Consider the following 23063-nt stretch of genomic DNA (forward strand, 5'->3'; position numbering starts at 1 on the left):
CCTAACACCACAGATATGGACCTCAAGAATGCCCAGCTCCAGGTTGACGATTGGATCAAAAACCACGGCGTACGCTATTTTAACGAACTTACCAACATGGCCCAGCTTACCGAAGAAGTAGGCGAGGTGGCGCGCATCATCGCCAGGCGTTACGGCGAGCAATCCGAAAAAGAAAGCGACAAGAACAAGGATTTGGGCGAGGAATTGGCCGATGTGGTTTTTGTCGTATTGTGTCTGGCCAACCAAACCGGTGTCGATTTGCAGGCCGCTTTCGACAAAAAGATGGATTTGAAGACCAAGCGCGACCACGACCGTCACCACAACAACGAAAAACTAAAATAGTGAATTTAGAACTTTCGGTATCGGCGTTGCGATCAGGGCAGGCGTTGCAGATTTCGGGTTCCAAATCAGAAACCAACCGATTGCTGTTGTTGCAGGCGCTGTATCCGCAACTTTTGCTCGAGAACACTTCAGATTCCGACGATTCCGAGGTCATGCGAAAAGCCATTGCGGGCCACGATGCCGTCGTCGACATCCACCACGCCGGAACGGCCATGCGTTTTTTGACCGCCTATTTTGCGATCCAGGACCAACGCGAAGTGGTGCTGACGGGTTCTTCCCGTATGAAAGAACGCCCGATCAAGATCCTCGTCGACGCGTTGCGCAGCCTGGGCGCCGATATCAATTATCTGGAAGCCGAAGGATTTCCGCCGCTCAAGATCAAAGGAAAAAACTTGACCAACAACAAGGTTTCGCTCGCCGCCGACGTGAGCAGCCAGTATATTTCGGCCTTACTGCTCATCGCCCCGCGGCTTGAAAAGGGTTTGAATCTTACGCTCGAGGGGCGCATCACGTCTGTCCCTTACATTAACATGACGTTGGGACTGCTGCGTGAAATTGGGGTCGACGCTACTTTTGACCACAATGTCATTGCGATCAAGCCAGGCCCGCAGCATATTGCGGCGCGCACGTTGACCGTTGAATCCGATTGGTCGTCGGCGTCTTATTTTTATTCGATCGTGGCGTTGTCTGCCATCGGTACAAAAATTACTTTGTCGAGTTATAGAGAAAGCAGTTTGCAGGGCGACCGTGCTTTGGCCGACATCTACCAATCGCTCGGCGTCCGAACAATTTTCGAGGATAATCGAATCGTCCTGCACAAGCAAACCTCGAACGTCAAACTTCAAACTCTAGACTTGAACCAAACGCCCGACATCGCCCAAACCATCGCCGTCACGGCATTCGGGCTCGGGATTGGCTGTCATTTGACGGGGCTGCATACGCTCAAGATCAAGGAGACCGACCGCCTTGTTGCGCTGCAAACCGAGTTGTCGAAATTGGGGGCGAATGTCCGCGTGACCGACGACGGTTTGACACTGGCCGCGTCCAGTTCGATAACGCCTTACGTCAAAATCGCCACTTACAGCGACCACCGTATGGCCATGGCGTTTGCGCCGCTCGCACTCAAGGTGCCGCTCTTGATCGGGGATGCCGAAGTCGTCTCAAAATCGTATCCGAATTTTTGGAATGATTTGCAGTCGATTGGGTTTGAAATTTTGCCAGACGCTAAGGGCTGAGGTTGCCGTCATCAACAATGGAAACCTATCGGTAAACTTTAACAAAATGTACAGATTTTTACTTCGTACAGTTCGCCTTGCAGGCTCGGGTCTGCTTGCGTGTATGTTGATGTTTTTTTAGGGAATACCTTCATTGCCCCCTTCCCATGGGACAAAAATACCCGTTTGGTCAATAAGTATACTACAGACCCGAGCCCAAAGGGCGAACTGTACGAAGTAAAAAAATGTACTTTTTCAACCACAACTTTTTTGCTGGCCGGGTTTAAGAAGTCGTCTGAACCTAATAAAGACAAGGACTCAGCCGCACAAGTTCCAAATAACTTCCAAAACACTTGACAACGCCCCTGCTTGCATCGTATATTTGCCGCCGTATCAAAATCTTTGTATGAAATTATCGCACTTCAACTTTAACCTCCCCAAAGAACTTCTTGCCGATTACCCAGCCGAAAACCGCGACGAATCGCGCCTGATGGTCATCCACCGCGACACCAAGAAAATAGAACACCGCATGTTCAAGGACATCATCGATTATTTCGAAGATGGCGATGTGCTCGTGCTCAACAACACCAAAGTGTTCCCGGCGCGTTTGTACGGCAACAAGGAAAAAACGGGCGCGCGTATCGAAGTATTTTTGCTGCGCGAACTCAACTCAGAGCAACGTTTGTGGGACGTGTTGGTCGATCCGGCGCGTAAGATCCGCATCGGCAACAAACTGTATTTTGGCGACGACGATTCGCTCGTGGCCGAAGTCATCGACAACACCACCTCCCGTGGCAGAACGCTGCGTTTCCTGTACGACGGCTCGTACGACGAATTCCGCAATAAACTCACCGAACTCGGCGAAACCCCGATCCCAAAATACATCAACCGCGAAGTCAACGAAGACGACGCCGAGCGCTACCAAACCATCTACGCCAAAGAAGAAGGTGCCGTGGCCGCGCCTACCGCAGGTTTGCACTTCTCGAAGCACCTGCTCAAAAGACTCGAGATCAAGGGCGTCAACTTTGCCGAGATTACATTACACGTAGGTTTGGGCACGTTCAACCCGGTAGAGGTCGAGGATTTGTCGAAACACAAAATGGATTCCGAAGAACTCGTCATCACCCAGGAGGCGTGCGACATCGTCAACGCCGCCAAGGGCAAACGCAAAAAAGTATGCGCCGTGGGTACCACTTCGATGCGCGCCATCGAAAGCTCGGTATCGTCCAACAAAACGCTCAACCCCTACGAAGGTTGGACCAACAAATTCATCTTCCCGCCGCACGATTTTGCCGTGGCCAACTGCATGATCACGAATTTCCATACGCCAAAATCAACGCTGCTCATGATGGTGTCGGCCTTTATCGGCCACGACCTCATGAAAAAAGCCTACGAAGAGGCCATCAAGGAACAGTATCGTTTTTATTCGTACGGCGACGCAATGTTGATCCTCTAGCGAGGATAAATTCCAAATTTCAAATTCCAAATCCGAAACGTTCTTAGCATGTTTTGGAATTTGGAATTTGTTTTTTGGAATTTTTCTTGGGCGTGCCGGCGCAAGAGAATGGTCTTTTCGGTTGCGCATCCAAGGCGCCGTCGGGCTGTGCGCTGCAATCTTTCACTTGCTCGCGCCTGTTCGCTATCGCTCGAGTCGCGGCGCTTCATGAAAGGATTTCCGCTGCCATCCCTCACGCAATATTATTGTCAACTTCTATTTTTTATTGCCTTACGACCGCGTTAGTCGGAATAAATAATAGCAATAAACAATAACAATTTTTTTACTTTTACGGCGCAAACAAAAAACAACATGACTTTCCAAAATACACTTGAATTTGCGCAATCGCTCGATGCGCAGGATTCACTTTCAAAATACCGTTCGGAATTCATCTTCCCGCAGGTCAACGGCAAAAACGTGATCTATTTTACGGGCAACTCGCTCGGGCTGCAACCCAAACGCACCAAGGCCTACGTAGATGAAGTCATGAACGATTGGGCCAACCTGGCCGTCGAAGGACATTTTTATGCCAACAAACCCTGGTGGGACTACCACGAACGCTTCGCCGAACCACTCGGCAAAATCGTCGGCGCCAAACCGTCCGAAGTCACGGTGATGAACACGCTCACGGTGAACCTGCATTTGCTGATGGTATCGTTTTATCGTCCCCAGGGCAAGCGCTACAAGATTTTGTGCGAGGCCAAGGCGTTCCCTTCAGACCAATACATGATCCAGTCGCAGGTCAAACACCACGGCTATGCGCCAAACGACGCCATCGTCGAAATCCAACGCCGCGAGGGCGAGCACAACGTCCGCCACGAAGACATTCTGGCCAAGATCGCCGAAGTTGGCGACGAGCTCGCGCTGGTGCTCATCGGCGGTGTCAATTATTACACGGGGCAGGTGTTCGATATCGAGGCCATCACCAAAGCCGGTCATGCTGTCGGGGCCAAAGTAGGTTGGGACCTCGCGCACGCGGCAGGAAACATCAAACTCGAGCTGCACAACTGGAACGTCGATTTTGCCGCCTGGTGCAGCTACAAATACATGAATTCGGGGCCCGGGAATGCTTCGGGTTGTTTTGTGCACGAGAAACACCACGCCGATAAAACACTGAATCGTTTTGCCGGTTGGTGGGGACACAACAAAGAACGCCGCTTCAAGATGGAACCCGATTTTGATCCCGTGCAGGGCGCCAATGGATGGCAAATTTCCAATCTGCCCGTCTTGTCGCTCGCGCCTTATTTGGCTTCGGTCGAGATGTTTGCCGAGGTGGGCATGGAGGCGCTCATCCAAAAACGCAATCAAATTACCGCCTATCTTGAGTTCATCCTACATGAAATCGACAAGCAGGTAGACAGTACGTTCGAGATTATCACGCCTGCGAATCCCACGGAACGCGCTTCGCAACTGTCGGTATTCCTGCATGGCGAAGGCCGCACGCTGTTCGATTACCTGATGAAAAACGGCGTCATCACCGATTGGCGCGAACCCAATGTCATCAGGTTGGCGCCCGTCCCGTTGTACTGTTCGTTCGAAGACATGTACCACTTCGGGCAAATCCTCAAACAAGGCATCGTTTCCAATTAAAAAAGTCCGTCGAAAGACGGACTCTTTTTTTGTAGATGCTCGGTTTTAGTTTTTGAGCAATGATTTTGTCGCAATCCCGTTGGCGCCCGTAATCTTCAAAATGTATTGGCCGCTTGGTAGGCTTGTCGTATCGAATTGTACTTGTTTTTGGTCAAGGCCATTTTGTTGCAGCATTTGTTGCCCCAATAAATTGAATACGGCTACATCAAGGATCGGTTCGTTGCCTGCTACCGTAACGCGGTCATGCGCCGGGTTCGGGAACACGGCAAAGTCATTTTGGGTAAATGATGCTGCAGCCAGGTTTTGTTCGATCGTCACCGTTACCGTCCAGGTTCCGGCCACGACGCGGTTGTAATCGGTGTTGCAATCAGCACCGCCATAGGTTCGCCAAGCACGCAACTCAAATTCTACCGAGCCGCTCGCGCCATTGGCGATGTTAAGTCCAGTTCTTTCATAGCTGTATGTTCCGGTGGTATTGCCAACGCCGGTGGTGATGTTGCTTTCCATCATTCCTGTGGTGTTGCACACCAAAATCGAGTTTTGTTCCGACATCCATCCGTTTTGCGCGGTCTGCATGTCATAGGCCGTGGCCACCGATGAAATATGAAACCCATCGGGTACGTTAACCGTCAGGGTTCCCGGACACGTCGTCGTTGAATTGAGGTCTACAAAATCGGCATACAGCGTAGGAATGTCGTTCGGATTAGTCATGTTGATCTGGCCCGGCGTAAAACAAGCCGATGGGCTCAACGGTCCCATCTCGGTACCGCTGCACACCGAACGGATCCAAACGCAATAATTTTGTCCGATGGTAAGGTTCTCGACCGTCACGGTGGTCACACCTACAGCGGTGTATCCGTCTGGGGTGGCATCGTTGGCGGGCGGCGTGCCGTCTGGTGTCAAATAGTACGCAAATCCATCGGCGGGCACAATGACGGGTTCGTCCCAACTGATTGTGGCCGCACTGTTGGTCACATCGGACACCGTCACTTGCGTAGGCGAAGGACAGGTGCCAAGCGATTTGGCGCTCACCGCAAAAATATTGATCGTACCTTCTTGTGGCGACAGTTTGGTGAAATCGATGGCGGTGATGGTCTTGGTTTGGTTTTCGGGCAGGATGTCGATCTGGAATTGGTACAAACGCGGATCACCCGACGGATTTTCGATGACATCCGTATCGGTGCCGATGCGCCCGAAGCCCGAAAGTACCACAGGCAAATCGTCGCTAAAAAACCAATCGGGGATCACACCCGAGGTAATTTGTTGCGTGGTGTTGTCCGAAAAATGGATGGTACCGCCCAAGGTCGCCGTGCCGCTTCCCGTGGCAGTCAAGACATACAAGGTGGTGGCGGGAACGCCGTTGGCGATGGACAACGAGCCAAAATCGAATTCTTCCTGCAACCGCAGCGAATTATCGCCCGAATAAGGTGCCAACTGATAGCTCAGACCGGGCATGACGGCGTAGTCGATCGTACCCGAAACCGGTAAGGCAAAATCGGGTGTCAGGTCGCCGGCGAACAACTGGAAATCGGCGCTGAGCAAAGCAAAATTAGCGTTGTCGAACGACGAATTGGTCGACAGCAGCGATGGCCCTACGCCATTGGCGATGACATCGGCATTAAAGCCAGACGCGACTTGCAACGAGAGGTAGTCTTGCGCATGGACAGCGCCAAAACAGAGGCCAAAAAAAGCGAGTAAAGTTCTCTTCATGTGGGTTGTGTTAGAGGTTGGTTACAAATGGTTTAGTGTTCGGGCCGTTTTCCAGCCGCTTAAATGTACGGCTTTTTGCGATACGAAAAGAGGTGTCAAATAAATATTAAGAATCGGCAATTTTGCGGGTCGTTCGCGATATAATTCCTAATTTTGCCGTCCATCCTAATGCAAATTGTCATGGCAGAATTGACCAAGCAACAAAAGATAGACACGTTCGATCCGTCGCAACCCGGCCTGGCCGACCAAAGTATTTTTGGTTTGCCGTTTACCGCCGCAGAGAGCGAGATCATCATCATTCCCGTGCCTTGGGAAGTAACCGTAAGTTACGGTGCGGGCGCTTCGGAAGGGCCAGAGGCGATTCTCGACGCATCGTTCCAGGTCGATTTGCAACACCAGGAGTTTCCCGATCTTTGGAAGCTGGGCATGTTTCTCGATTTGAACGAGCAGACCAAAAAGTGGGACGAAGACAGTGTCAAATACAAGGCGTTGGCCCAACCAATCATCGAGGCGCTCGAAGCGGGCGAAACGATAGCCGAAAACGCATCGCTTCAAGCCGATCTTAATGACATCAACCGCGTATGCCGCCAGTTACACGATGAGGTACGCGAGCGCGCTTTGTTTTGGATGGCGCAAGGCAAGAAAGTAGCGCTTTTGGGCGGCGACCATTCGACACCGTTGGGCTATTACGAGGCGTTGGCTGCGACACATGACAACTTTGGTATTTTGCACCTCGACGCGCACATGGATTTGCGCATCGCCTACGAGGGCTTCGAGTATTCGCATGCATCGATCATGTACAATGCGCTCAAAATTCCGCAGATTTCGAAAATCGTACAAGTGGGCATTCGCGATTTTTGCGAGCAGGAAGTCCAGGTTGCGCTTACCGACCGCGTGGTCGTGCATACCGATATGGATTTGAAAGCCGAAACGTTTGCGGGCACCACGTGGGCCCAACAATGCGACGCCATCATTGCCGCGTTGCCACAAAAAGTTACCATCAGTTTCGACATAGACGGCATGTATCCGTGGTATTGCCCGAATACGGGAACGCCGGTACCGGGTGGATTCTCGTTCGAGCAAGCCGCCTATTTGCTGAGCCGTTTGGCCGAGTCGGGAAAAGAAATCATTGGATTTGACCTTGTCGAAGTGGCGCCGGGCGAAGACGATTGGGACGGCAACGTGGGCGCCAGGATGTTGTTCCACATGTGCGGCGTTTTGGCCAAGAACAATGGTTTGGCGGTGGGCAATAAGATCCAGTTCAATAGAAAATAATTTGGATTTTTGGGGTAGATTTTCTTCCAATGGTTATGCTTTTATTTTTGTAACTTGAATCCAGGGCGGGGATTGGGGCATCCCCTAGGAGCCCCGCTAGAAATTCAAAAAACCACCAAAAAATATGATAGAAGACGGATGATGGTCCGTCTTTTTTGTTTTTACGAAACGGTTTGACTTCCCATAGCAAATTCTTTTGAATATTTAAGGCAGATTTTATGCAATCGACATTGCTCGCTATTGCGTAACTTGAACTCAGGGCGGGGATTGGGGCATCCCCTAGGAGCCGATGTAAAACGCCGATGATTTCGATAAAAAGTAATCAAGATAAAACGTCAACCGGCGTCAATTTATTTAGAAAAACGGCACCATGTCAAAATCCGAAATTCCCAAATCCCAAATAATCCCCAATTTTGACCGATTCTATACAATAATCTTTAATTTTGCGCCACTTACCAAGTGAACATGCAAAAACCGCTTAAGATTGCCGTTGTGGGTTCGGGACTCGTCGGGTCGTTGCTCGGGATTTACCTAAGGAGGGCCGGGCACACCGTACACGTTTTCGACCGCAGCCCCGACATCCGTACGATCCAGTTTTCTGGGCGTTCGATCAATCTGGCCATGTCGCACCGCGGCTGGAAAGCGCTCGATGGTGTAGGGATTGGCGATGCGGTGCGCGAGATCGCCATTGCCATGGACAAACGCGCGATACACTTGCCCGACAAACTCAACTTTCAGCCCTATGGCAAAGAAGGCGAGAGCATCTATTCGATTTCACGCGGTACGCTCAACCGCAAGATGATCGACCTGGCGGAAGCGGCGGGCGTCGAGTTTTTCTTCGAGCAAAAAATCTGGGACGTGACGTTGGCTACGTCCACGCTGCACATCGGCGAAAGCGAACGCGGCGAATGGAAAGACCTGCAATACGACATGGTTTTTGGTGCCGATGGGGCCTTTTCGCGCATCCGTCACCGCATGCAACGCCAGAGCATGTTCAACTATTCGCAGGAGTTTTTGAACACGGGCTACAAGGAATTGAACATTCCGGCCAATGCCGATGGTTCGCACAAACTCGATAAAAATTCGTTCCATATTTGGCCGCGCGGCGAGTTCATGCTCATTGCGTTGCCCAACCTCGATGGCAGTTTCACCTGTACGCTGTTCATGCCGTTCGAAGGCGAGCACTCGTTTGCGGCGCTTACCGACCGACAAAAGGTCGAGGCGTTTTTCGAGACGCATTTTCCCGATTCGATCGAAGTGATCCCGATGCTGGCCGAGGATTTTTTCAAGAACCCAACCAGTACGTTGGTGACCATGAAGTGCTATCCGTGGACATACGAAGACAAAGTTGCGCTCATTGGCGACGCGTGCCATGCGATCGTGCCGTTTTATGGGCAGGGCATGAACGCCGGTTTCGAAGACATCACCGTGCTCAACGAATTCATGCAGCAATTTGGCGACGACTGGCAATCGGTGTTCAAACACTACGAACAAAGCCGCAAGCCCAATGCCGACGCCATCGCCGAGCTGTCTTACCGCAACTTCATGGAGATGAGTTCCAAGACGGCCGACGAAAAATTCCTGCTGGCCAAGAAAATCGAAAAACGTTTTTCCGACAAACATCCCGACAAATGGCTGCCGTTGTACAGCCGCGTCACGTTTAGCCATCGGCCGTACTCAGAGGCGCTGGCCATTGGCGACAAGCAAAATGAAATCATGGCCGAGGTCATGGACATGGCCAACATCTTTGCCATTTGGGACAGCGAACAGGTCGAGCAAAAAATACTTGAATTGCTCCGCGAATCGCCGTTGGACCACAGTTAAATTTTTAGTTTGTTCTGGGCAAATTTTCTGTTTTTTTGATGACGGGTCTGAGCAGGATGCGCAAGGTCGAATCGTTGCTGAAGTAGCTGAACATCCACTGGATGAAAATCAATAATTTATTTTTGTGATTCAGGATGAGCATCAAATGCACGAACATCCACGTGAGCCATGCAAAACGCCCATGAAAATGGAACTTGGGTAAATCGACCACGGCTTTTCGTTTGCCCACCGTGGCCATCGATCCTTTGTCGTGGTATTCGAATTCGGTCATTGCTTTTCCTTTGAGCCGGGCCTTGAAATTTTTGGCCAGTACATCGGCCTGTTCGTTGGCCACGGCGGCAACCTGTGGATGTCCTTTCTCATATTTTGGCGTCGGCATCCACGAAATGTCGCCCAAAGCAAATACATCGGGTACGTTTTGCACCGCATTGAAGCGGTCTACCACAAAACGATTGCCGCGTGTCAGGCTGCCTTCGGGCATGCCTTTGAGGACATTCCCGACAACGCCCGCGGCCCAGATCAGGTTCAGGCTTTCGATCGATCCGCCGTCCTGGAGCTTGACCGTTCGTCCGTCGTAATCGCTCACGATGGTGTTGGTTTTGACGATGACGCCCAGTTCCTCTAGGTATTTTTGCGACCACTTGCGCGAATCCTCGGTCATCGGGGCCAACGTAAACGGGCTGCCTTCGAGCAAGTAGATCGTGAGCTTTGAGAAATCTTTATCTGGATAATCCTTGGGCAGGATGTTCTTTTTCATTTCGGCCAATGCGCCCGCGAGTTCCACGCCGGTTGGTCCGCCGCCCACAATCACGAAATTCATGAGCGGTTGCAGGTTCGATGGGTCTACCGACAGCGCGTCCTCGAACGTTTGCAGGATGTGGTTGCGCAATTGGATGGCCTCTGGAACCGACTTCATCGGATAGGAGAACTTTTCGATTTGCGTATTGCCGAAGTAATTCGTGGTCGCGCCCAATGCAATGACAAGGTAATCGTACCCGAACGCGCCGATCGAAGTTTGCAGTTGTTTGGTGGCCGTGTCTACCGAAAGCACTTCGGCAATCCGGATGCGTACGTTCTTGGAGTGCTGGAACACCTTGCGCAGCGGAAACGAAATGCTCGCGGGCTCCAATCGCGCCGTGGCGACCTGGTACATGAGCGGCTGGAATTGGTGGAAATTGTTTTTGTCGATGAGTAAAACGTCGTAGTCGGTATTTTCCAGGTGTCGCGCCAAGCGCAATCCGGCGAATCCGGCGCCTACGATGACGATGGATTTTCGTGCTCCCATAAGGTTAAAATTGGCACCTAAAGGTACCGCTAAAAACGCGAAATCTACTCCCTGTTAACGTTTTCTATAGAAAATGCGGGCAGGCAAACCGACAAATATTCGCAAGGTTCGTCGAACGGGTTCGAATACTGTACGCGTACATTTTTTTCGATGCGGATCGATTGCCCTTTTTCGAGCACAACGGTATCGCCTTCAATGATGAATTGCTTTCGGCCGCTAATGATGTACGTGTATTCGTCGAATGCAGGTGTTTGGAACGGCTCACTCCAATGGGGTGGCGCGACCATGTGTGCAATCGAAATTTCGTTGTTGTTCGTGGCCACGCGACCGTGGTGTTCCTCGATCAGTTTGCCGTCGGTGGTAGGGACGACAAAAGGGGCGTTTTGGATGTGGTATTTTTTCATCGGAAGCATCACTATTTTTTAAAAATAAAATAAACGGCCAACACCAGAAACAAGAACCCAACGGCGTGGTTCCACCTGAAGGTTTCGTTTTTGAAGAACAACAGCGAGAAAATGACGAACACCACCAAAGTAATCACTTCCTGTATCACTTTGAGTTGCATCAGCGAAAATGGCCCGCCGTTGCCGTTGTAGCCTATTTTGTTGGCAGGAACCTGAAAACAGTATTCGAACAAGGCCAATCCCCAACTGATCAGGATGATCGCGATGAGCCCCGCGTTCTCGAACCATTTGAGTTCCTTGAATTTGAGGTGCCCGTACCACGCCAGCGTCATGAATACATTCGACAGTACGAGCAGCCCGATGGTCAAAACGCTCTTCATTACTTCTTGAACAGCTTGGTCAAAATCCCGAACGCCCCGCGGATGAACGTGGCGCTCGTAAGCACTTTGATCACCGATTTGGTGGTTTGGCTCATCGGTTCGCTTGCGGCTTTTTTCTCGGCCTTGGCTTCGGCTTGCTGCTGTTGCTGGGCCTGTTGTTGCTGTTCGACGACCTCGATTTTTTTGTTGAGCATTTCGTAGGCGCTTTCGCGGTCGAGTACTTCGCTGTATTTTCTAACCAATTTGGACTGTGCGTTGATCTGGTCGATTTCGCCTTGCGTCAAAATATCCATGCGGCTCATGGGTGCACGCATCATCGTGGCGGCCAACGGCGTCGGGTTGCCTTTTTCGCTGAGTGCCGTCACCAATGCTTCGCCTATGCCCAGGTTGGTGAGCACCTCGTCGGTTTTGTAGAATTCAGAAATCGGATAGTTTTCGGCCGTCATCTTGATGGCCTTGCGGTCGTTGGCCGTAAATGCGCGCAGGGCGTGTTGCACCTTGAGTCCGAGTTGCGCCAATACGCTCGACGGCACATCCATCGGGTTTTGCGTCACAAAGAAAATGCCGATGCCTTTCGAGCGGATCAGTTTGACGATGCTTTCGATCTGGTCTAAAAGCGCCTTGCTCGCCTCGTTAAAGATGAGGTGCGCCTCGTCGATGAAAATCACGAGTTCGGGCTGCCCGGAATCGCCTTGTTCGGGCATCTGCTGATAGATCTCGGCGAGCAAACTCAACATAAAAGTAGAGAACAATTTGGGTTTGTCCTGGATGTCGGTCAATCGGATGATGTTGATGTAGCCGTGGCCGTTTTGGTCGATGCGCATCAAATCGTTGATGTCGAACGACATTTCGCCAAAGAACAAATCGGCGCCCTGTTGCTCGAGCTCGATGATCTTGCGAAGAATGGTTCCCGTAGTGGCGGTCGATATTTTGCCGTAGTGTTCCTCGATTTCGGCCTTGCCTTCTTCGGTGATGTAGTTGATGACTTTTTTGATGTCTTTCAAATCGAGCAGCGGCATTTTGTTGTCGTCGCAATATTTGAAAATGACGGCCACCACGCCCGCCTGCACATCGTTCAAATCAAGGATGCGCGAGAACAGCACGGGGCCGAATTCCGACACGGTCGCGCGAAGCCTGACGCCGTTTTGCTCGGAAAGTGTCATTAATTCGACAGGGAATCCCAACGTTTTGTATGGAATTTGAATCTTGGTATGGCGTTCTGTGATAAAAGGCAATTCGGTGCCGGGTTGTGCGATACCGCTAAAGTCGCCCTTGATGTCCATCATCAGCACCGGGATGCCAAATGCCGAAAGCTGTTCAGACAGTACTTGGATGGTTTTGGTTTTGCCCGTTCCCGTGGCCCCGGCAATCAAACCGTGGCGGTTCATGGTCTTGAGCGGGACTTTGACATGGGCCTGGCCCAATGCTTCGCCGTTTAACATTGCGGCCCCCAAGGTGATGCTTTCGCCTTTGGCCGTATAACCGTCGTTGATTTGCTGGATAAAGCTTTCTGTATTGCTCATGGAAAAGTGTATGTAAATTGTGTTCTTGTTGTTATGAAATGGTTAAGCAAAATAATTGTCAATCTGATAATTGTAAGATTTGGTTTGCAGTGATTTGGACGCGATTTTTGTTGAAAAATTACCATCCAAAAAACACATTGACTAACTAAATCTAGGTAAATCTAGGCTTTTATTTAACAATTTTCAAATAATGCCTAAACCCGCACCAATGCAGACATTTTGAGCGATTAAATTAATCATAATAAAATTAAAAAAAGTTTTTTTATTTAAACTAAAAAATTAAATTTGCTCCTATTCAAAAAATTTTACAACTAAAAATTTCTAAATTATTTAAACTATTAAAAATTAAAAAAATGGCAAACGTTAAAAAAGAAAGTAGTTCAAAAGGAGGAAGCATGTTCTCGGGTATCGTGATTGTGTTGTGCGTCTTCGTAGGATGGATCATATGGCAATTCATCATGGGTAACGGGGCAAACTTTGAAGGAGGAGTGAACACCGGCCACCCACTGCCAGGCAACTACCTTGCGATGGTATATAAAGGAGGACCAATCGTTCCTGTTTTGATGGGCTTACTTTTGATGGTTATCGTTTTCTCTTTTGAGCGCTACTTTGTGATTACCAAGGCAGCTGGTAAAGGAAACCTCGACCAATTTATGAAAAATGTTCAAGGCAACATTAAGACTGGAGACATCGACGGTGCCATTGCAAACTGCGACAAGCAACAAGGTTCTGTTGCCAATGCCATTAGAGCTGCGTTGGTCAAATACCAAGAAGTGAAAAAAGAAGGTTTGAACAGCGAAGAAGCTGCCGAAACCATCCACAAAGAAATCGAAGAGGCTACTTCACTCGAAATGCCGATGCTCGAGAAAAACCTGACCATCCTTTCTACATTGGTGTCATTGGGTACGCTCGCGGGTCTCTTGGGTACAGTAACTGGTATGATCAAGGCGTTCGGCGCGTTGGCAACTGCAGGTACACCAGACCAGGCTATGTTGGCCAACGGTATTTCTGAAGCGTTGATCAACACCGCTACAGGTATTGCAACTTCGGCTTTGGCGATCATCGCTTACAACTTCTTTACGTCTAAGATCGACACGTTGACTTACTCTATCGACGAGGCTGGTTCAACCATCGTGAACACTTACAGACACTTCAGAGGTTCTTTGAAAAACTAAATTATAAATAATAGTGTGTCCTTAATAAGAAGGATACAGTATTTAAAATATAAGTATGGCTAACGTAAAAATGTCCAAAAAAGCCGCGTCTATCGATATGACCGCGATGTGTGACGTTGCCTTCTTGTTGTTGACGTTCTTTATCCTGACCGCAACGGCAAAGCAGCCCGAACCATTGCCCGTCGATACGCCGGCGTCTACGGTACAAACCAAACTCCCTGAATCGGATTTGGCCACCATTACCGTAGGAAAAGGAAAGGTGTTCTACGACCTCAAAGGCCGCGAAGTGCGCAAAAAAGCACTCGAGTTGATGGGGCAAAAGTACGGCATCACCTTTACACCAGAAGAGGCAGAGCGATTTGGCGTGATGGAAGGATTCGGCGTGCCGATCCAAAACCTCAAGCAAATCATCGCCATGACCAGCACCGACCGCAACAAGGCGGGCCAGCCGGGGATCCCGAAAGATTCATTGGACAACCAATTGAAAGAATGGATTTACAATTCCCGTATCGCCAACATCGAAGTAAACGATGCCGAGTTGCAAATTGCAATCAAGGGTGACGCTAAAGAAGAGTATCCGCAGATCAAAAAGATCATGGATATTTTACAGGACCAAAAGATCAACAGCTTCAACCTGGTGACCGGTCTGAGAGGAAAAGACTTTTAATATAAAAAAATACAGAAATGGCTGAATTAAATACCGGCGATGGCGGCGGTGGCAAGAAAGGCAGTAAGAAAGTCAGGAGTAAAAAACAGAATAGCAAGGTAGACCTCACCGCGATGGTCGACTTAGCGTTCCTCTTGATTACGTTCTTTATGCTTACCACGTCGTTGTCAAAACCCCAATCGATGGATTTGGGATTGCCGGACAAGGACGATGATCCTAGCAAAAATAAAGACGTCAAGGTAGACGAAAACCGTACCATGACGCTGTTGCTCGGCGACAACAACCAAATGAAAATGTACATGGGGTTGTTGGCCACGCCAAAAATTGCGCCCAAAGAAATGGCTTACGGCAAGGAAGGCATCCGTCAGGAATTGCTCAAGCAAAGACAGGCGGTGGTCGAGTACACAGGCAACAAAGACAAGGGGCTTATCGTCATCATCAAACCAAGCAAGAAAGCGAGTTACAAAAACTTGGTCGACATCTTGGATGAAATGGCAATCGTAGATGTTCCGACCTATGCGATCGTGAACGATTACACCCCAGAAGAAAGCAAACTGATAGGAATACCTAATGCCGGTGGTCCGGCTGCACCAGCCGATGCTTCGGCCGATGCCGCTACACCTGCGCCCTAATCTGAAAAAATAGCAAGATGAAATTAGATTTATTAAAAAGATCTTGGACGGACATCGTGTTCGAAGGGCGTAACAAAAAATACGGCGCCTACGAATTGCGTACGACCAATCCAATGACGACCTGGCGTGCATTTGCCATCGGCGCGGTGATTTTTGCCTTTTTGGTGAGCATCCCGATGTTGGCCAAATTGATCCCGGAGTCGAACGACGAGGATGTCAACCTCGACAAGAAGATCGTGACGGTAAAATTGCCGCCTAAAGAGAAACCAAAGGAAAATCTTCCACCACCACCACCACCACCACCAAAAGTGGATCAGGTGAAATTCGTCAAGCCCGTTGTGGCCAAGGCCGAAGAAGTGGTAGAAGAGCCGCCTAAAATCAAGGAAATCGTCGACAAAAAGCTCGGAGCCGAAACCATCAAAGGTGACCCCGATGCCGAGTTGACGGTAGAGCCGGTAGGAAACGGTCCGAAAGATGTAGTCGAAGAAGACAACAACATCTACAACACGGCCGGTATCGAGGTCAAGCCAGAATTCCCTGGCGGTATGGCCAAGTTCTACAGCTACATCCAAAAGAACTACCAGGCACCTGAAGAAGAAGGTTTGAACGGAAAAGTATTCGTTTCTTTCGTTGTCGAAAAAGACGGATCGTTGACCGACATCAAAGTCATCAGGGACATCGGTTACGGAACGGGTAAGGAAGCCATCAGGGTGTTGAAAAACTGTCCGAAATGGAACCCGGGTGAGCAGAATGGTAAGAAGGTAAGGGTATTGTACTCGTTGCCGATTAACATTACCACCGCGAACTAAGTGATCGATAAAATAGTAAATAACATCAAGAAGAAATCGCTTAAAGAGCGATTTCTTCTCGTTATAGGAATATTGTTCTTCCTGGTTTACCTGGTCTTGGGGCTTGTCATTATCTTTTGGGAAGCACTGCCTTTTAACATGGAACCCAAAATGCGTATCGCTTTCGGCATATTGTTGATCGTGTACGCCTTTTATCGATTTATCCGTTTTTTTAACGCCAACAAGGAGTCATGAAATTTATTTCCAGAATATTTCCGTTTGTTTTGCTTGCACTGTTTATCATTACCTGCAACCAAAAACGCGACGGCGAAAAAGAAACCATTTTAGAAGGCAACATGACGCTGCTTGTCGACGAATCGCTGTTGCCTATTGTCGAGGAACAGGTAGAAGTTTTCGAAAGCCAGTACAACGCCAAGATCACGCTCGAACCCAAATCGGAGGCCGAGGTGATCCAGATTTTGGCCAACGACAGCGCGCGCGTTGCTGTTTTAGCGAGAAATCTCACAAAAGATGAGTTAAATGTTTTTAAATCAAAGAAGATTTCGCCTAGAATTACGAAATTTGCGACAGACGGTATTGCCTTGATCGCCAACAAAAACCTTCAAGATACCATCGTCTCGTTAGAGCAGGTCCTGGATGTATTGCGCCAAAAGCCTGTTTCGGGCATCAAGGGTTTGGTATTCGACAATCCGAATTCGAGCACCGCGCAATACATGAACCAGTTGGCGGGTATCAAGAGTTTTCCGGCCACGGGCGTGTTTTCGTTCAAGACCAACGAAGAGACCATCAAGTATGTGTCCGAAAACGAAGGAATGATTGGCGTGGTGGGTGTCAATTGGGTTTACAATCCGCGCGAGGCCATCAGGCCTTTTGTAGAAAAAATCCACATTTTGAGTGTGGCCGACCCATCGGGAAATACGAGTTTCCCGAGTCAAAACGACATCGCCGAAGGCAAATATCCTTTGGCACGTGATTTGTTTATCGTCAATTGTCAGGGCTTTTCGGGCCTTGGCATGGGTTTCGCATCGTTTATCGCGGGCGAGACAGGGCAACGAATCGTACTCAAATCGGGTTTGGTTCCCGCCAAAACACCAGGCAGAAAAATCCTTATCCGACAGGATATCGAAAAAAAATAAATAATTATGAATAAGATGAACCAATTGAAATTTTTTAGCGTTGCCCTTTTGACCACGGCAACCATGGCCCAAGCCCAAGATGTGGACCAGGCCAAAAAAACCATCGACGCCGAACAATACGAAAAAGCCAAAGGCATGCTCAAATCTATCGTACAGGCCAAACCTTCGAACGGGCAGGCTGCTTACCTTTTGGGCAAGGTATACCTCAAGCAAAATGTGACCGATTCGGCCAAAATATATTTCCAAAAAGGAATCGCGGGTTCTGAAGGCGCCAAGTTGAATTACGCCGGATTGGGCCAAATCGAACTCGATAACAACAACGCCACTGGGGCGCAAACCAATTTCGACCAAACCATCAAGGATGTCCGCAAGAAAGACACCGAAGAGTACATTGCGGTGGCGCGCGCCTATATGGATGCCGACAAACCGAACTACAAAAAAGCCATCGAAGTACTCGGCAAAGCCAAATTGGCCAACCCGACCGATGCCCAGGTACAATTGGCGTTGGGTGATGCGTACTACGGCGACAAAAACCAGAACGAAGCCTATGCGGCCTACCGTAATGCGTTCAATGCCGACAATACACTGATTCGCGCCAAGATGCAATTGGGCGTGTTGCTCAAAGGCGCCAAGGCCTATACCGAAGCCGTCAAGTCTTTCAACGACGTGATCGCCACCAGCCCGAACTACGGGCCGGTATACCGCGAGCTCGCCGAGACCTACTACTACTGGGGCAACAACGAACCCAAAAAATACAACGAATACATCAAGCAGGCGCTTACGTATTACGAAAAATACATGACGCTCACCGACTACAGCTTGGCTTCGCGCATGCGTCACGCCGACTTCCTTATCTTGGCCAAAGACTACAAGGCGCTCGAGGTCGAAGCCGAGAAGATGAAGCAAATCGACAAAGTCAACCCGCGTATCTTGCGTTATTTGGGCTATTCGGCCTATGAGAACGGCAACATCGACGTGGCGGTTAAATCGCTCGAAGATTTCATCGCCAACCCGTCGAACAAAATCATCGCACGCGACTACATGTATCTTGGTTTGGCCAAACTTAAGAAAGCCAACAACCTCGAAACCAAAACCGTCGACGCCACGTTGTTCAACGCCGGGGTAGCCGATATCAAAAAGTCGGTCGATATGGAGATCACCATGACCAACGACTTGAGCGAAGTAGGCAAGAAATTCTACGAGCAAAAGTTGTTCAAGGAAGCCTCTGCGATCTACGAAATCGCCGTGACGAACGTCAACTCTAAAAACTACCTGCTCGACAATTTCTACTTGGGCAACTCGATCTATTACGACAACACCCGTAAAGATGTGGTCAAGCCAGATCCTATTGCGTTGCAAAAAGCCGACGTCGCTTTCGGCAAGGTCATCGAAGCATCGCCGACTACGCAGGATGCCTACATCTTCCGTGCACGCACGCAGCGTTTGCTCGAGAACGAAGAACTCATCATCAAGTACTATGAGGAGTACTTGAAAGTGGTCAACGAAAAAGGCCAGGACGAATTCACCAAGAACAAGACCAAGGTCATCGAGGCCTACAACAACATCGGGGCGAGCTACGCCAACACCGACAAGACCAAGGCCAAAGAATACTTCAACAAGACGCTCGCGATTGATGCAACCAACAATTACGCAAGCGAGTCGTTAAAAACGCTTAGATAATCCAGCAAGGACAATAACAAAGCCGATCAGCAATGGTCGGCTTTTTCTATGGGCGTGCCGGCGATCGACCCCTTGCATCTGATTGGGTTCTCGGCGCCGTCGGGCTGTGCGCTGTATCTTTCCGGGGCGCGCCCCGAAAAGGATGCCGCTGCCATCCCTCACGCGAACGACCACGTTTGATGCCGCAATTTCGTTCTCGTTTCATCGTATTCGTTTTGACACGAATTGCCTATCTTTGCGGCATGTTAACCAAAGAAATACAATCGGCTGTAGAGAAAGGCGCCATGTTGCCGCTCATGGAAGAGTTCTATACCATCCAGGGCGAAGGATTCCACACCGGTACGGCGGCCTATTTCATCCGCATCGGCGGTTGCGATGTGGGTTGTCATTGGTGCGATGTCAAGGAAAGCTGGAACGCCGACTTGCATCCACCCACCAATGTAGACCAAATTGTCGCCAACGCGCGCCAGTATGCCGATACGGTCGTGATCACCGGCGGCGAGCCGCTTACCTGGGACATGACCTTGCTTACCGCCAAGCTCAAGGAGCAGCACATGCGCATCCACATCGAGACCTCTGGGGCCTATCCGCTTACCGGGACCTGGGACTGGATTTGCCTGTCGCCCAAGAAAACCAAATTGCCCACGCAAACCGTTTACGACAAAGCCGATGAGCTCAAGGTCATCATCTACAACAAACACGATTTTGTCTTTGCCGAAGAACAGGCGCAAAAGGTCAATCCCAACGCCATACTGTTCCTGCAACCCGAGTGGAGCAAAAAAGAAGAAATGACGCCGCTGATCGTAGACTATGTGATGAACAATCCAAAATGGCGTGTATCTTTACAAACACATAAGTATTTGAATATTCCGTAGCTACATGAAAAAAGCCACTTGGTTGCTATTGCTGTTGACGCAGTTGTCTTGGTCGCAAACCAAAGACGTCTACACTTTCCAAGAGGTACAGATCAAGCCGATTTTTCCCGGAGGGATGTCGTTTTTCAACCAGTTCGTCGCCGAGAATTTTGTGGTACCCAAAGACACCCTGTTCAAGGGCGGCAAGATGCTGGTCGACTTCGTGATTGATACCACCGGAACACTTACTGATATTCGGGTCCTGCGCGACATCGGTTTCAAGACCGCCGACCAGGCCAAGTATATTTTGTCGCAGTCCGAAAAGTGGATTCCGGGAAAACAAGACGGCAAACCGGTAAAGGTACACTATGCGATGCCTATCGTGCTTCCTGCCTATGAAGGACCAGGTCCACTGTTTGATCATAAAAGCATAGAAAAAGGCCCTGAGTACCCTGGCGGTATGAATGCTTTCTACCAATTGATAATGCAGAATTTTAGGCCTCCAATGGATGAAAACCTGAAAGGAAAGATATTGGCGTCATTTGTTGTTGAGGCCGATGGGTCACTCTCCGAAAAGAAAATTATCAAGGATATAGGTCACGGCGCCGGTGCAGAATTGCTCCGCGTATTGGATTTATCCGAAAAATGGATTCCCGGTGAAAAGGATGGGAACCCTGTACGCGTACAATACACCATACCCATCAACATAGGAGGCCCAGAATGAAACACGTTTTTCTTTTTTTGATGTTTTTAGCAACTACGGCTATCTTCGCCCAAGACGAAAATTTTCCCGTAGAAGAAACCGTCTACCGCGACTCGATTGTAGACGTGCAACCCGAGTTTCCGGGCGGTATCGACGAATTCTACAAGTTTTTTTACGCGCAATTCAAAAAGCCCAACGTGCCGAGCTTTGTCGATAAAATTATGTTGTCGTTTGTGGTTGAGAAAGACGGTTCGATCGATGACGTCCGCATCGTGCACGATGCCGGTTTCGGGACCGCCGACCAAGCCGTCGAGATCGTTCGGCAAAGCCCAAGATGGACGCCGGGATCGAAGGACGGGCAACCGGTTCGCGTGCTTCACACCCTGCCGATTGCCGTAGTTACTGAAGACTAACGAATCGATATCCCCATGCAGTCACTTTTTTTACTAGACCCAGAAGTTGCCTACCTCAATCACGGATCGTTTGGCGCGTGCCCAAAATCGATCTTTGACGATTACCAGAAATGGCAACGCGAACTCGAAGCCGAACCCGTGCAATTCATCACCAAGAATTCGCTCGGCTACTTGCAGGAATCCAAACAGGCACTGGCCACATTCGCGGGTTGCGGTGCCGATGATTTTGTGTTTACACCCAATCCGACGTTTGCCGTCAACGTGATCATGCGCAGTCTCGATTTGCAGCCGGGCGATGAAATTCTCGCCACCGACCACGAGTACGGCGCCATGGACCGCACCTGGAATTTTTACACAAAGAAAACAGGGGCTAAGTATGTTCGGGCCAATGTCACGCTGCCCATTGTTTCCAAAGCACAAATACTGGAGCAATTTTGGAAAGGGTATTCGGCCAAGACCAAGGTGGTGTTCCTGAACCATATGTCGAGCGCAACCGCCCTGCTGTTTCCGGTCAAGGAAATTGTCGACAAGGCGCGGGCCTTAGGGCTCATCACGATTGTCGACGGGGCGCACATCCCGGGTCATATCGACCTGAACATTGCCGAACTCGATCCCGACTTTTACACCGGAACCGCGCACAAATGGTTGCTCACACCCAAAGGCAGTTCGTTTTTATATGTGGCTAAAAGGTACCAGTCCATGCTCGATCCGCTCGTCGTGAGCTGGGGATACGAAAGCGCCGCGCCCGGCGACAGCCAATTCCTTGATTACCACGAACACCAAGGTACGCGGGATATTTCGGCCTATCTGACGTTGCCTGCTGCCTTGAAGTTCAGGAAAGACCACGATTGGGAATCGGCGATTGCGCAATCCAAAAAGATGATCCTTGACCACTACCAGGAATTTTGCGATTTGTTGGGCACGCAACCGATATGCCCGATCACGCCTGATTTTTTGGGTCAAATGTGCAGCGTTCCCGTCAGGACCCACAATCCTGCTGCGTTAAAGGAATTGCTGTTCGACCGGTACCGCATAGAAATTCCGGTGATGACGTTGGGCGTCCATACTTATATCCGTATCTCGCTCAATGGCTACAATACAGCGAACGATTTAAACCGCCTTAAATCGGCGTTGACCGAAATCAAACAAACCACCGATTTGATCCAATAATCGTTTATCGTCCGCCGTTGGCCTGAAGATCGGCCAGACAATCGGCGTCGAGTTGCGGTAGGTTGCCGCCTATCATCATGCCCAGGATGCCGCTTCCGCCGGCTTCCCAAAACATCAAACAATTTTCGTTCGTGCAATGTTTAGGGTGCGCGCCATCTTCATGCGGCGTTTGCATCGGCGATCCCAAATTGACCAAGCCCAGCAAATGACCGAGTTCGTGCAAAATGACGGTGGTTTCCAGTCCCACGCGGCTTGGTTGACCCACGCCGCCGCTCGAATTGTGGATGTTGGTTTCATACATCACAAACGACGTATTGCGATACGCCGACCCCAAGATAAATTGCGAGGCGGTGTCGGTCGCGGTCCCGCCGTCGGCAAAAAACAGGTACATCGTCAGGATGTTTCCCGCATTGTATTTGGTGCGGATCGCGCTTTCGAGTTGCGCCACTTCGTTGATGTCGTAAGGCGCCAAACCCGGGCTGGCGATTTGGGTTTCGATGATGGTGATGCCGTCTGGTTTGTGCAAACGCGCCTGCATGAAATTCTTGAGGTTGGTCAGCGTTTGGGTTTGCGGACGAAATCCGTCTACGTAAAAAACTTCGATCACCAGCGAACGGTACCGCGAATCCGACAGAAAATCGTGTGCACTACTGCCCGTGGCTTGCAGGTTGGGCGTGCGGTCGATGCCGTTTACGATGGTGCCGTCGTCGTCTTTCGAACAGCCAAGCATTGCGAAAATTAGCCCAAGGGCCAAAAGGGAATTCAGTTTCATAGGTTTGGTT

Annotated in this window: 22 protein-coding genes; 16 read left to right on the forward strand and 6 right to left on the reverse strand. The window is 49.9% G+C overall.

All coding sequences use genetic code 11. From position 1 onward, the window contains the following. Positions 1-15 precede the first annotated feature (15 nt). The 4 genes from BLP55_RS13910 to kynU all read left to right on the forward strand — a co-directional run bounded on the left by BLP55_RS13910 (position 16) and on the right by kynU (position 4641). The gene (locus tag BLP55_RS13910; protein ID WP_091145705.1) at positions 16-342 is read left to right on the forward strand and encodes a nucleotide pyrophosphohydrolase; all 327 of its coding nucleotides are present in this window, start codon (positions 16-18) and stop codon (positions 340-342) included. Continuing rightward, complete coding sequence (locus tag BLP55_RS13915; protein ID WP_091145709.1) at positions 342-1577, forward strand: 3-phosphoshikimate 1-carboxyvinyltransferase; 1236 nt, start codon at positions 342-344, stop codon at positions 1575-1577. Before BLP55_RS13910 ends, BLP55_RS13915 begins: the two co-directional genes overlap by 1 nt. 385 nt (positions 1578-1962) lie before the next feature. Next, on the forward strand, positions 1963-3012 hold the full coding sequence (gene queA, locus BLP55_RS13920) for a tRNA preQ1(34) S-adenosylmethionine ribosyltransferase-isomerase QueA (protein WP_091145712.1): 1050 nt from the start codon (positions 1963-1965) through the stop codon (positions 3010-3012). A 351-nt stretch (positions 3013-3363) separates the two neighbouring features. After that, complete coding sequence (gene kynU, locus BLP55_RS13925; protein WP_091145716.1) at positions 3364-4641, forward strand: kynureninase; 1278 nt, start codon at positions 3364-3366, stop codon at positions 4639-4641. A gap of 45 nt (positions 4642-4686) precedes the next feature. Here the strand turns inward: kynU and BLP55_RS13930 are convergent, their stop codons facing one another. Then, positions 4687-6351, reverse strand: coding sequence for a T9SS type A sorting domain-containing protein (locus BLP55_RS13930; RefSeq protein WP_091145720.1), 1665 nt, complete (start codon positions 6349-6351; stop codon positions 4687-4689). 180 nt (positions 6352-6531) lie between these two features. Between BLP55_RS13930 and BLP55_RS13935 the strand changes: the two genes are divergently transcribed. Together BLP55_RS13935 and BLP55_RS13940 are read left to right on the forward strand one after the other, a co-directional pair. Then, complete coding sequence (locus tag BLP55_RS13935; RefSeq protein WP_170826880.1) at positions 6532-7626, forward strand: agmatinase family protein; 1095 nt, start codon at positions 6532-6534, stop codon at positions 7624-7626. A gap of 465 nt (positions 7627-8091) precedes the next feature. Further along, complete coding sequence (locus tag BLP55_RS13940) at positions 8092-9450, forward strand: FAD-dependent oxidoreductase (protein WP_091145724.1); 1359 nt, start codon at positions 8092-8094, stop codon at positions 9448-9450. Positions 9451-9454: 4 nt separating this feature from the next. Here BLP55_RS13940 and BLP55_RS13945 read toward each other — a convergent pair whose 3' ends face one another. From BLP55_RS13945 to BLP55_RS13960, 4 genes are read right to left on the reverse strand one after another with little or no spacing between them, the layout of a single operon-like run. Beyond that, positions 9455-10735, reverse strand: coding sequence for an NAD(P)/FAD-dependent oxidoreductase (locus tag BLP55_RS13945; protein WP_091145728.1), 1281 nt, complete (start codon positions 10733-10735; stop codon positions 9455-9457). Between the two features lie 44 nt (positions 10736-10779). After that, a complete protein-coding gene (locus BLP55_RS13950; protein WP_091145798.1) occupies positions 10780-11139 on the reverse strand; it encodes a cupin domain-containing protein in 360 nt (119 codons plus the stop codon). A gap of 11 nt (positions 11140-11150) precedes the next feature. After that, positions 11151-11519, reverse strand: a complete 369-nt coding sequence (locus BLP55_RS13955; RefSeq protein ID WP_091145731.1) for a DMT family protein — start codon at positions 11517-11519, stop codon at positions 11151-11153. Next, positions 11519-13042: a helicase HerA-like domain-containing protein gene (locus tag BLP55_RS13960; protein ID WP_091145735.1), complete on the reverse strand. Its 1524-nt coding sequence runs from the start codon at positions 13040-13042 to the stop codon at positions 11519-11521. The genes BLP55_RS13955 and BLP55_RS13960 overlap by 1 nt, the downstream gene beginning before the upstream one ends. 353 nt (positions 13043-13395) lie before the next feature. Here BLP55_RS13960 and BLP55_RS13965 point away from each other — a divergent pair, with 353 nt between their 5' ends. The 10 genes from BLP55_RS13965 (at position 13396) to BLP55_RS14015 (ending at position 22281) form a co-directional block, all read left to right on the forward strand. Beyond that, positions 13396-14217 (forward strand): MotA/TolQ/ExbB proton channel family protein, encoded by an 822-nt coding sequence (locus BLP55_RS13965; protein WP_091145738.1) that lies wholly within the window; start codon positions 13396-13398, stop codon positions 14215-14217. Positions 14218-14272: 55 nt separating this feature from the next. Then, the gene (locus tag BLP55_RS13970; protein WP_091145742.1) at positions 14273-14884 is read left to right on the forward strand and encodes a biopolymer transporter ExbD; all 612 of its coding nucleotides are present in this window, start codon (positions 14273-14275) and stop codon (positions 14882-14884) included. 17 nt (positions 14885-14901) lie between these two features. Further along, entirely contained in the window at positions 14902-15516 is a 615-nt protein-coding gene (locus BLP55_RS13975) for an ExbD/TolR family protein (RefSeq protein ID WP_091145745.1), read from the forward strand. 17 nt (positions 15517-15533) lie between these two features. Beyond that, positions 15534-16325, forward strand: coding sequence for an energy transducer TonB (locus BLP55_RS13980; RefSeq protein ID WP_091145749.1), 792 nt, complete (start codon positions 15534-15536; stop codon positions 16323-16325). A 230-nt stretch (positions 16326-16555) separates the two neighbouring features. Then, positions 16556-17461 (forward strand): PstS family phosphate ABC transporter substrate-binding protein, encoded by a 906-nt coding sequence (locus BLP55_RS13990; protein WP_091145755.1) that lies wholly within the window; start codon positions 16556-16558, stop codon positions 17459-17461. Between the two features lie 6 nt (positions 17462-17467). After that, positions 17468-19141 carry a tetratricopeptide repeat protein gene (locus tag BLP55_RS13995; protein WP_317040312.1) on the forward strand — a complete coding sequence of 558 codons (1674 nt, stop codon included), beginning with the start codon at positions 17468-17470 and terminating at the stop codon, positions 19139-19141. Positions 19142-19383: 242 nt separating this feature from the next. Continuing rightward, entirely contained in the window at positions 19384-20016 is a 633-nt protein-coding gene (locus BLP55_RS14000) for a 7-carboxy-7-deazaguanine synthase QueE (RefSeq protein WP_091145764.1), read from the forward strand. Positions 20017-20020: 4 nt separating this feature from the next. After that, complete coding sequence (locus tag BLP55_RS14005) at positions 20021-20719, forward strand: energy transducer TonB (protein ID WP_091145768.1); 699 nt, start codon at positions 20021-20023, stop codon at positions 20717-20719. Continuing rightward, complete coding sequence (locus BLP55_RS14010) at positions 20716-21111, forward strand: energy transducer TonB (RefSeq protein WP_091145771.1); 396 nt, start codon at positions 20716-20718, stop codon at positions 21109-21111. Before BLP55_RS14005 ends, BLP55_RS14010 begins: the two co-directional genes overlap by 4 nt. 15 nt (positions 21112-21126) lie before the next feature. Beyond that, entirely contained in the window at positions 21127-22281 is a 1155-nt protein-coding gene (locus tag BLP55_RS14015) for an aminotransferase class V-fold PLP-dependent enzyme (protein WP_091145774.1), read from the forward strand. Between the two features lie 4 nt (positions 22282-22285). Here the strand turns inward: BLP55_RS14015 and BLP55_RS14020 are convergent, their stop codons facing one another. Next, the gene (locus tag BLP55_RS14020; RefSeq protein WP_091145777.1) at positions 22286-23053 is read right to left on the reverse strand and encodes a hypothetical protein; all 768 of its coding nucleotides are present in this window, start codon (positions 23051-23053) and stop codon (positions 22286-22288) included. Positions 23054-23063 lie beyond the last annotated feature (10 nt).

The sequence above is a fragment of the Flavobacterium caeni genome, assembly GCF_900101895.1.
Lineage (GTDB): Bacteria > Bacteroidota > Bacteroidia > Flavobacteriales > Flavobacteriaceae > Flavobacterium > Flavobacterium caeni.

Bases quoted from the DNA above. Each gene is read 5' to 3' on its own strand.
- BLP55_RS13950 (WP_091145798.1), bottom strand. From the start codon at position 11,139: ATGAAAAAATACCACATCCAAAACGCCCCTTTTGTCGTCCCTACCACC.
- BLP55_RS14020 (WP_091145777.1), bottom strand. From the start codon at position 23,053: ATGAAACTGAATTCCCTTTTGGCCCTTGGGCTAATTTTCGCAATGCTT.
- BLP55_RS14010 (WP_091145771.1), top strand. From the start codon at position 20,716: ATGAAACACGTTTTTCTTTTTTTGATGTTTTTAGCAACTACGGCTATC.
- queA (WP_091145712.1), top strand. From the start codon at position 1,963: ATGAAATTATCGCACTTCAACTTTAACCTCCCCAAAGAACTTCTTGCC.
- BLP55_RS13935 (WP_170826880.1), top strand. From the start codon at position 6,532: ATGGCAGAATTGACCAAGCAACAAAAGATAGACACGTTCGATCCGTCG.
- BLP55_RS13975 (WP_091145745.1), top strand. From the start codon at position 14,902: ATGGCTGAATTAAATACCGGCGATGGCGGCGGTGGCAAGAAAGGCAGT.
- kynU (WP_091145716.1), top strand. From the start codon at position 3,364: ATGACTTTCCAAAATACACTTGAATTTGCGCAATCGCTCGATGCGCAG.
- BLP55_RS13980 (WP_091145749.1), top strand. From the start codon at position 15,534: ATGAAATTAGATTTATTAAAAAGATCTTGGACGGACATCGTGTTCGAA.
- BLP55_RS13995 (WP_317040312.1), top strand. From the start codon at position 17,468: ATGAATAAGATGAACCAATTGAAATTTTTTAGCGTTGCCCTTTTGACC.
- BLP55_RS14005 (WP_091145768.1), top strand. From the start codon at position 20,021: ATGAAAAAAGCCACTTGGTTGCTATTGCTGTTGACGCAGTTGTCTTGG.
- BLP55_RS13955 (WP_091145731.1), bottom strand. From the start codon at position 11,519: ATGAAGAGCGTTTTGACCATCGGGCTGCTCGTACTGTCGAATGTATTC.
- BLP55_RS13940 (WP_091145724.1), top strand. From the start codon at position 8,092: ATGCAAAAACCGCTTAAGATTGCCGTTGTGGGTTCGGGACTCGTCGGG.
- BLP55_RS13970 (WP_091145742.1), top strand. From the start codon at position 14,273: ATGGCTAACGTAAAAATGTCCAAAAAAGCCGCGTCTATCGATATGACC.
- BLP55_RS13945 (WP_091145728.1), bottom strand. From the start codon at position 10,735: ATGGGAGCACGAAAATCCATCGTCATCGTAGGCGCCGGATTCGCCGGA.
- BLP55_RS14015 (WP_091145774.1), top strand. From the start codon at position 21,127: ATGCAGTCACTTTTTTTACTAGACCCAGAAGTTGCCTACCTCAATCAC.
- BLP55_RS13910 (WP_091145705.1), top strand. From the start codon at position 16: ATGGACCTCAAGAATGCCCAGCTCCAGGTTGACGATTGGATCAAAAAC.
- BLP55_RS13930 (WP_091145720.1), bottom strand. From the start codon at position 6,351: ATGAAGAGAACTTTACTCGCTTTTTTTGGCCTCTGTTTTGGCGCTGTC.
- BLP55_RS13960 (WP_091145735.1), bottom strand. From the start codon at position 13,042: ATGAGCAATACAGAAAGCTTTATCCAGCAAATCAACGACGGTTATACG.
- BLP55_RS14000 (WP_091145764.1), top strand. From the start codon at position 19,384: ATGTTAACCAAAGAAATACAATCGGCTGTAGAGAAAGGCGCCATGTTG.
- BLP55_RS13990 (WP_091145755.1), top strand. From the start codon at position 16,556: ATGAAATTTATTTCCAGAATATTTCCGTTTGTTTTGCTTGCACTGTTT.
- BLP55_RS13965 (WP_091145738.1), top strand. From the start codon at position 13,396: ATGGCAAACGTTAAAAAAGAAAGTAGTTCAAAAGGAGGAAGCATGTTC.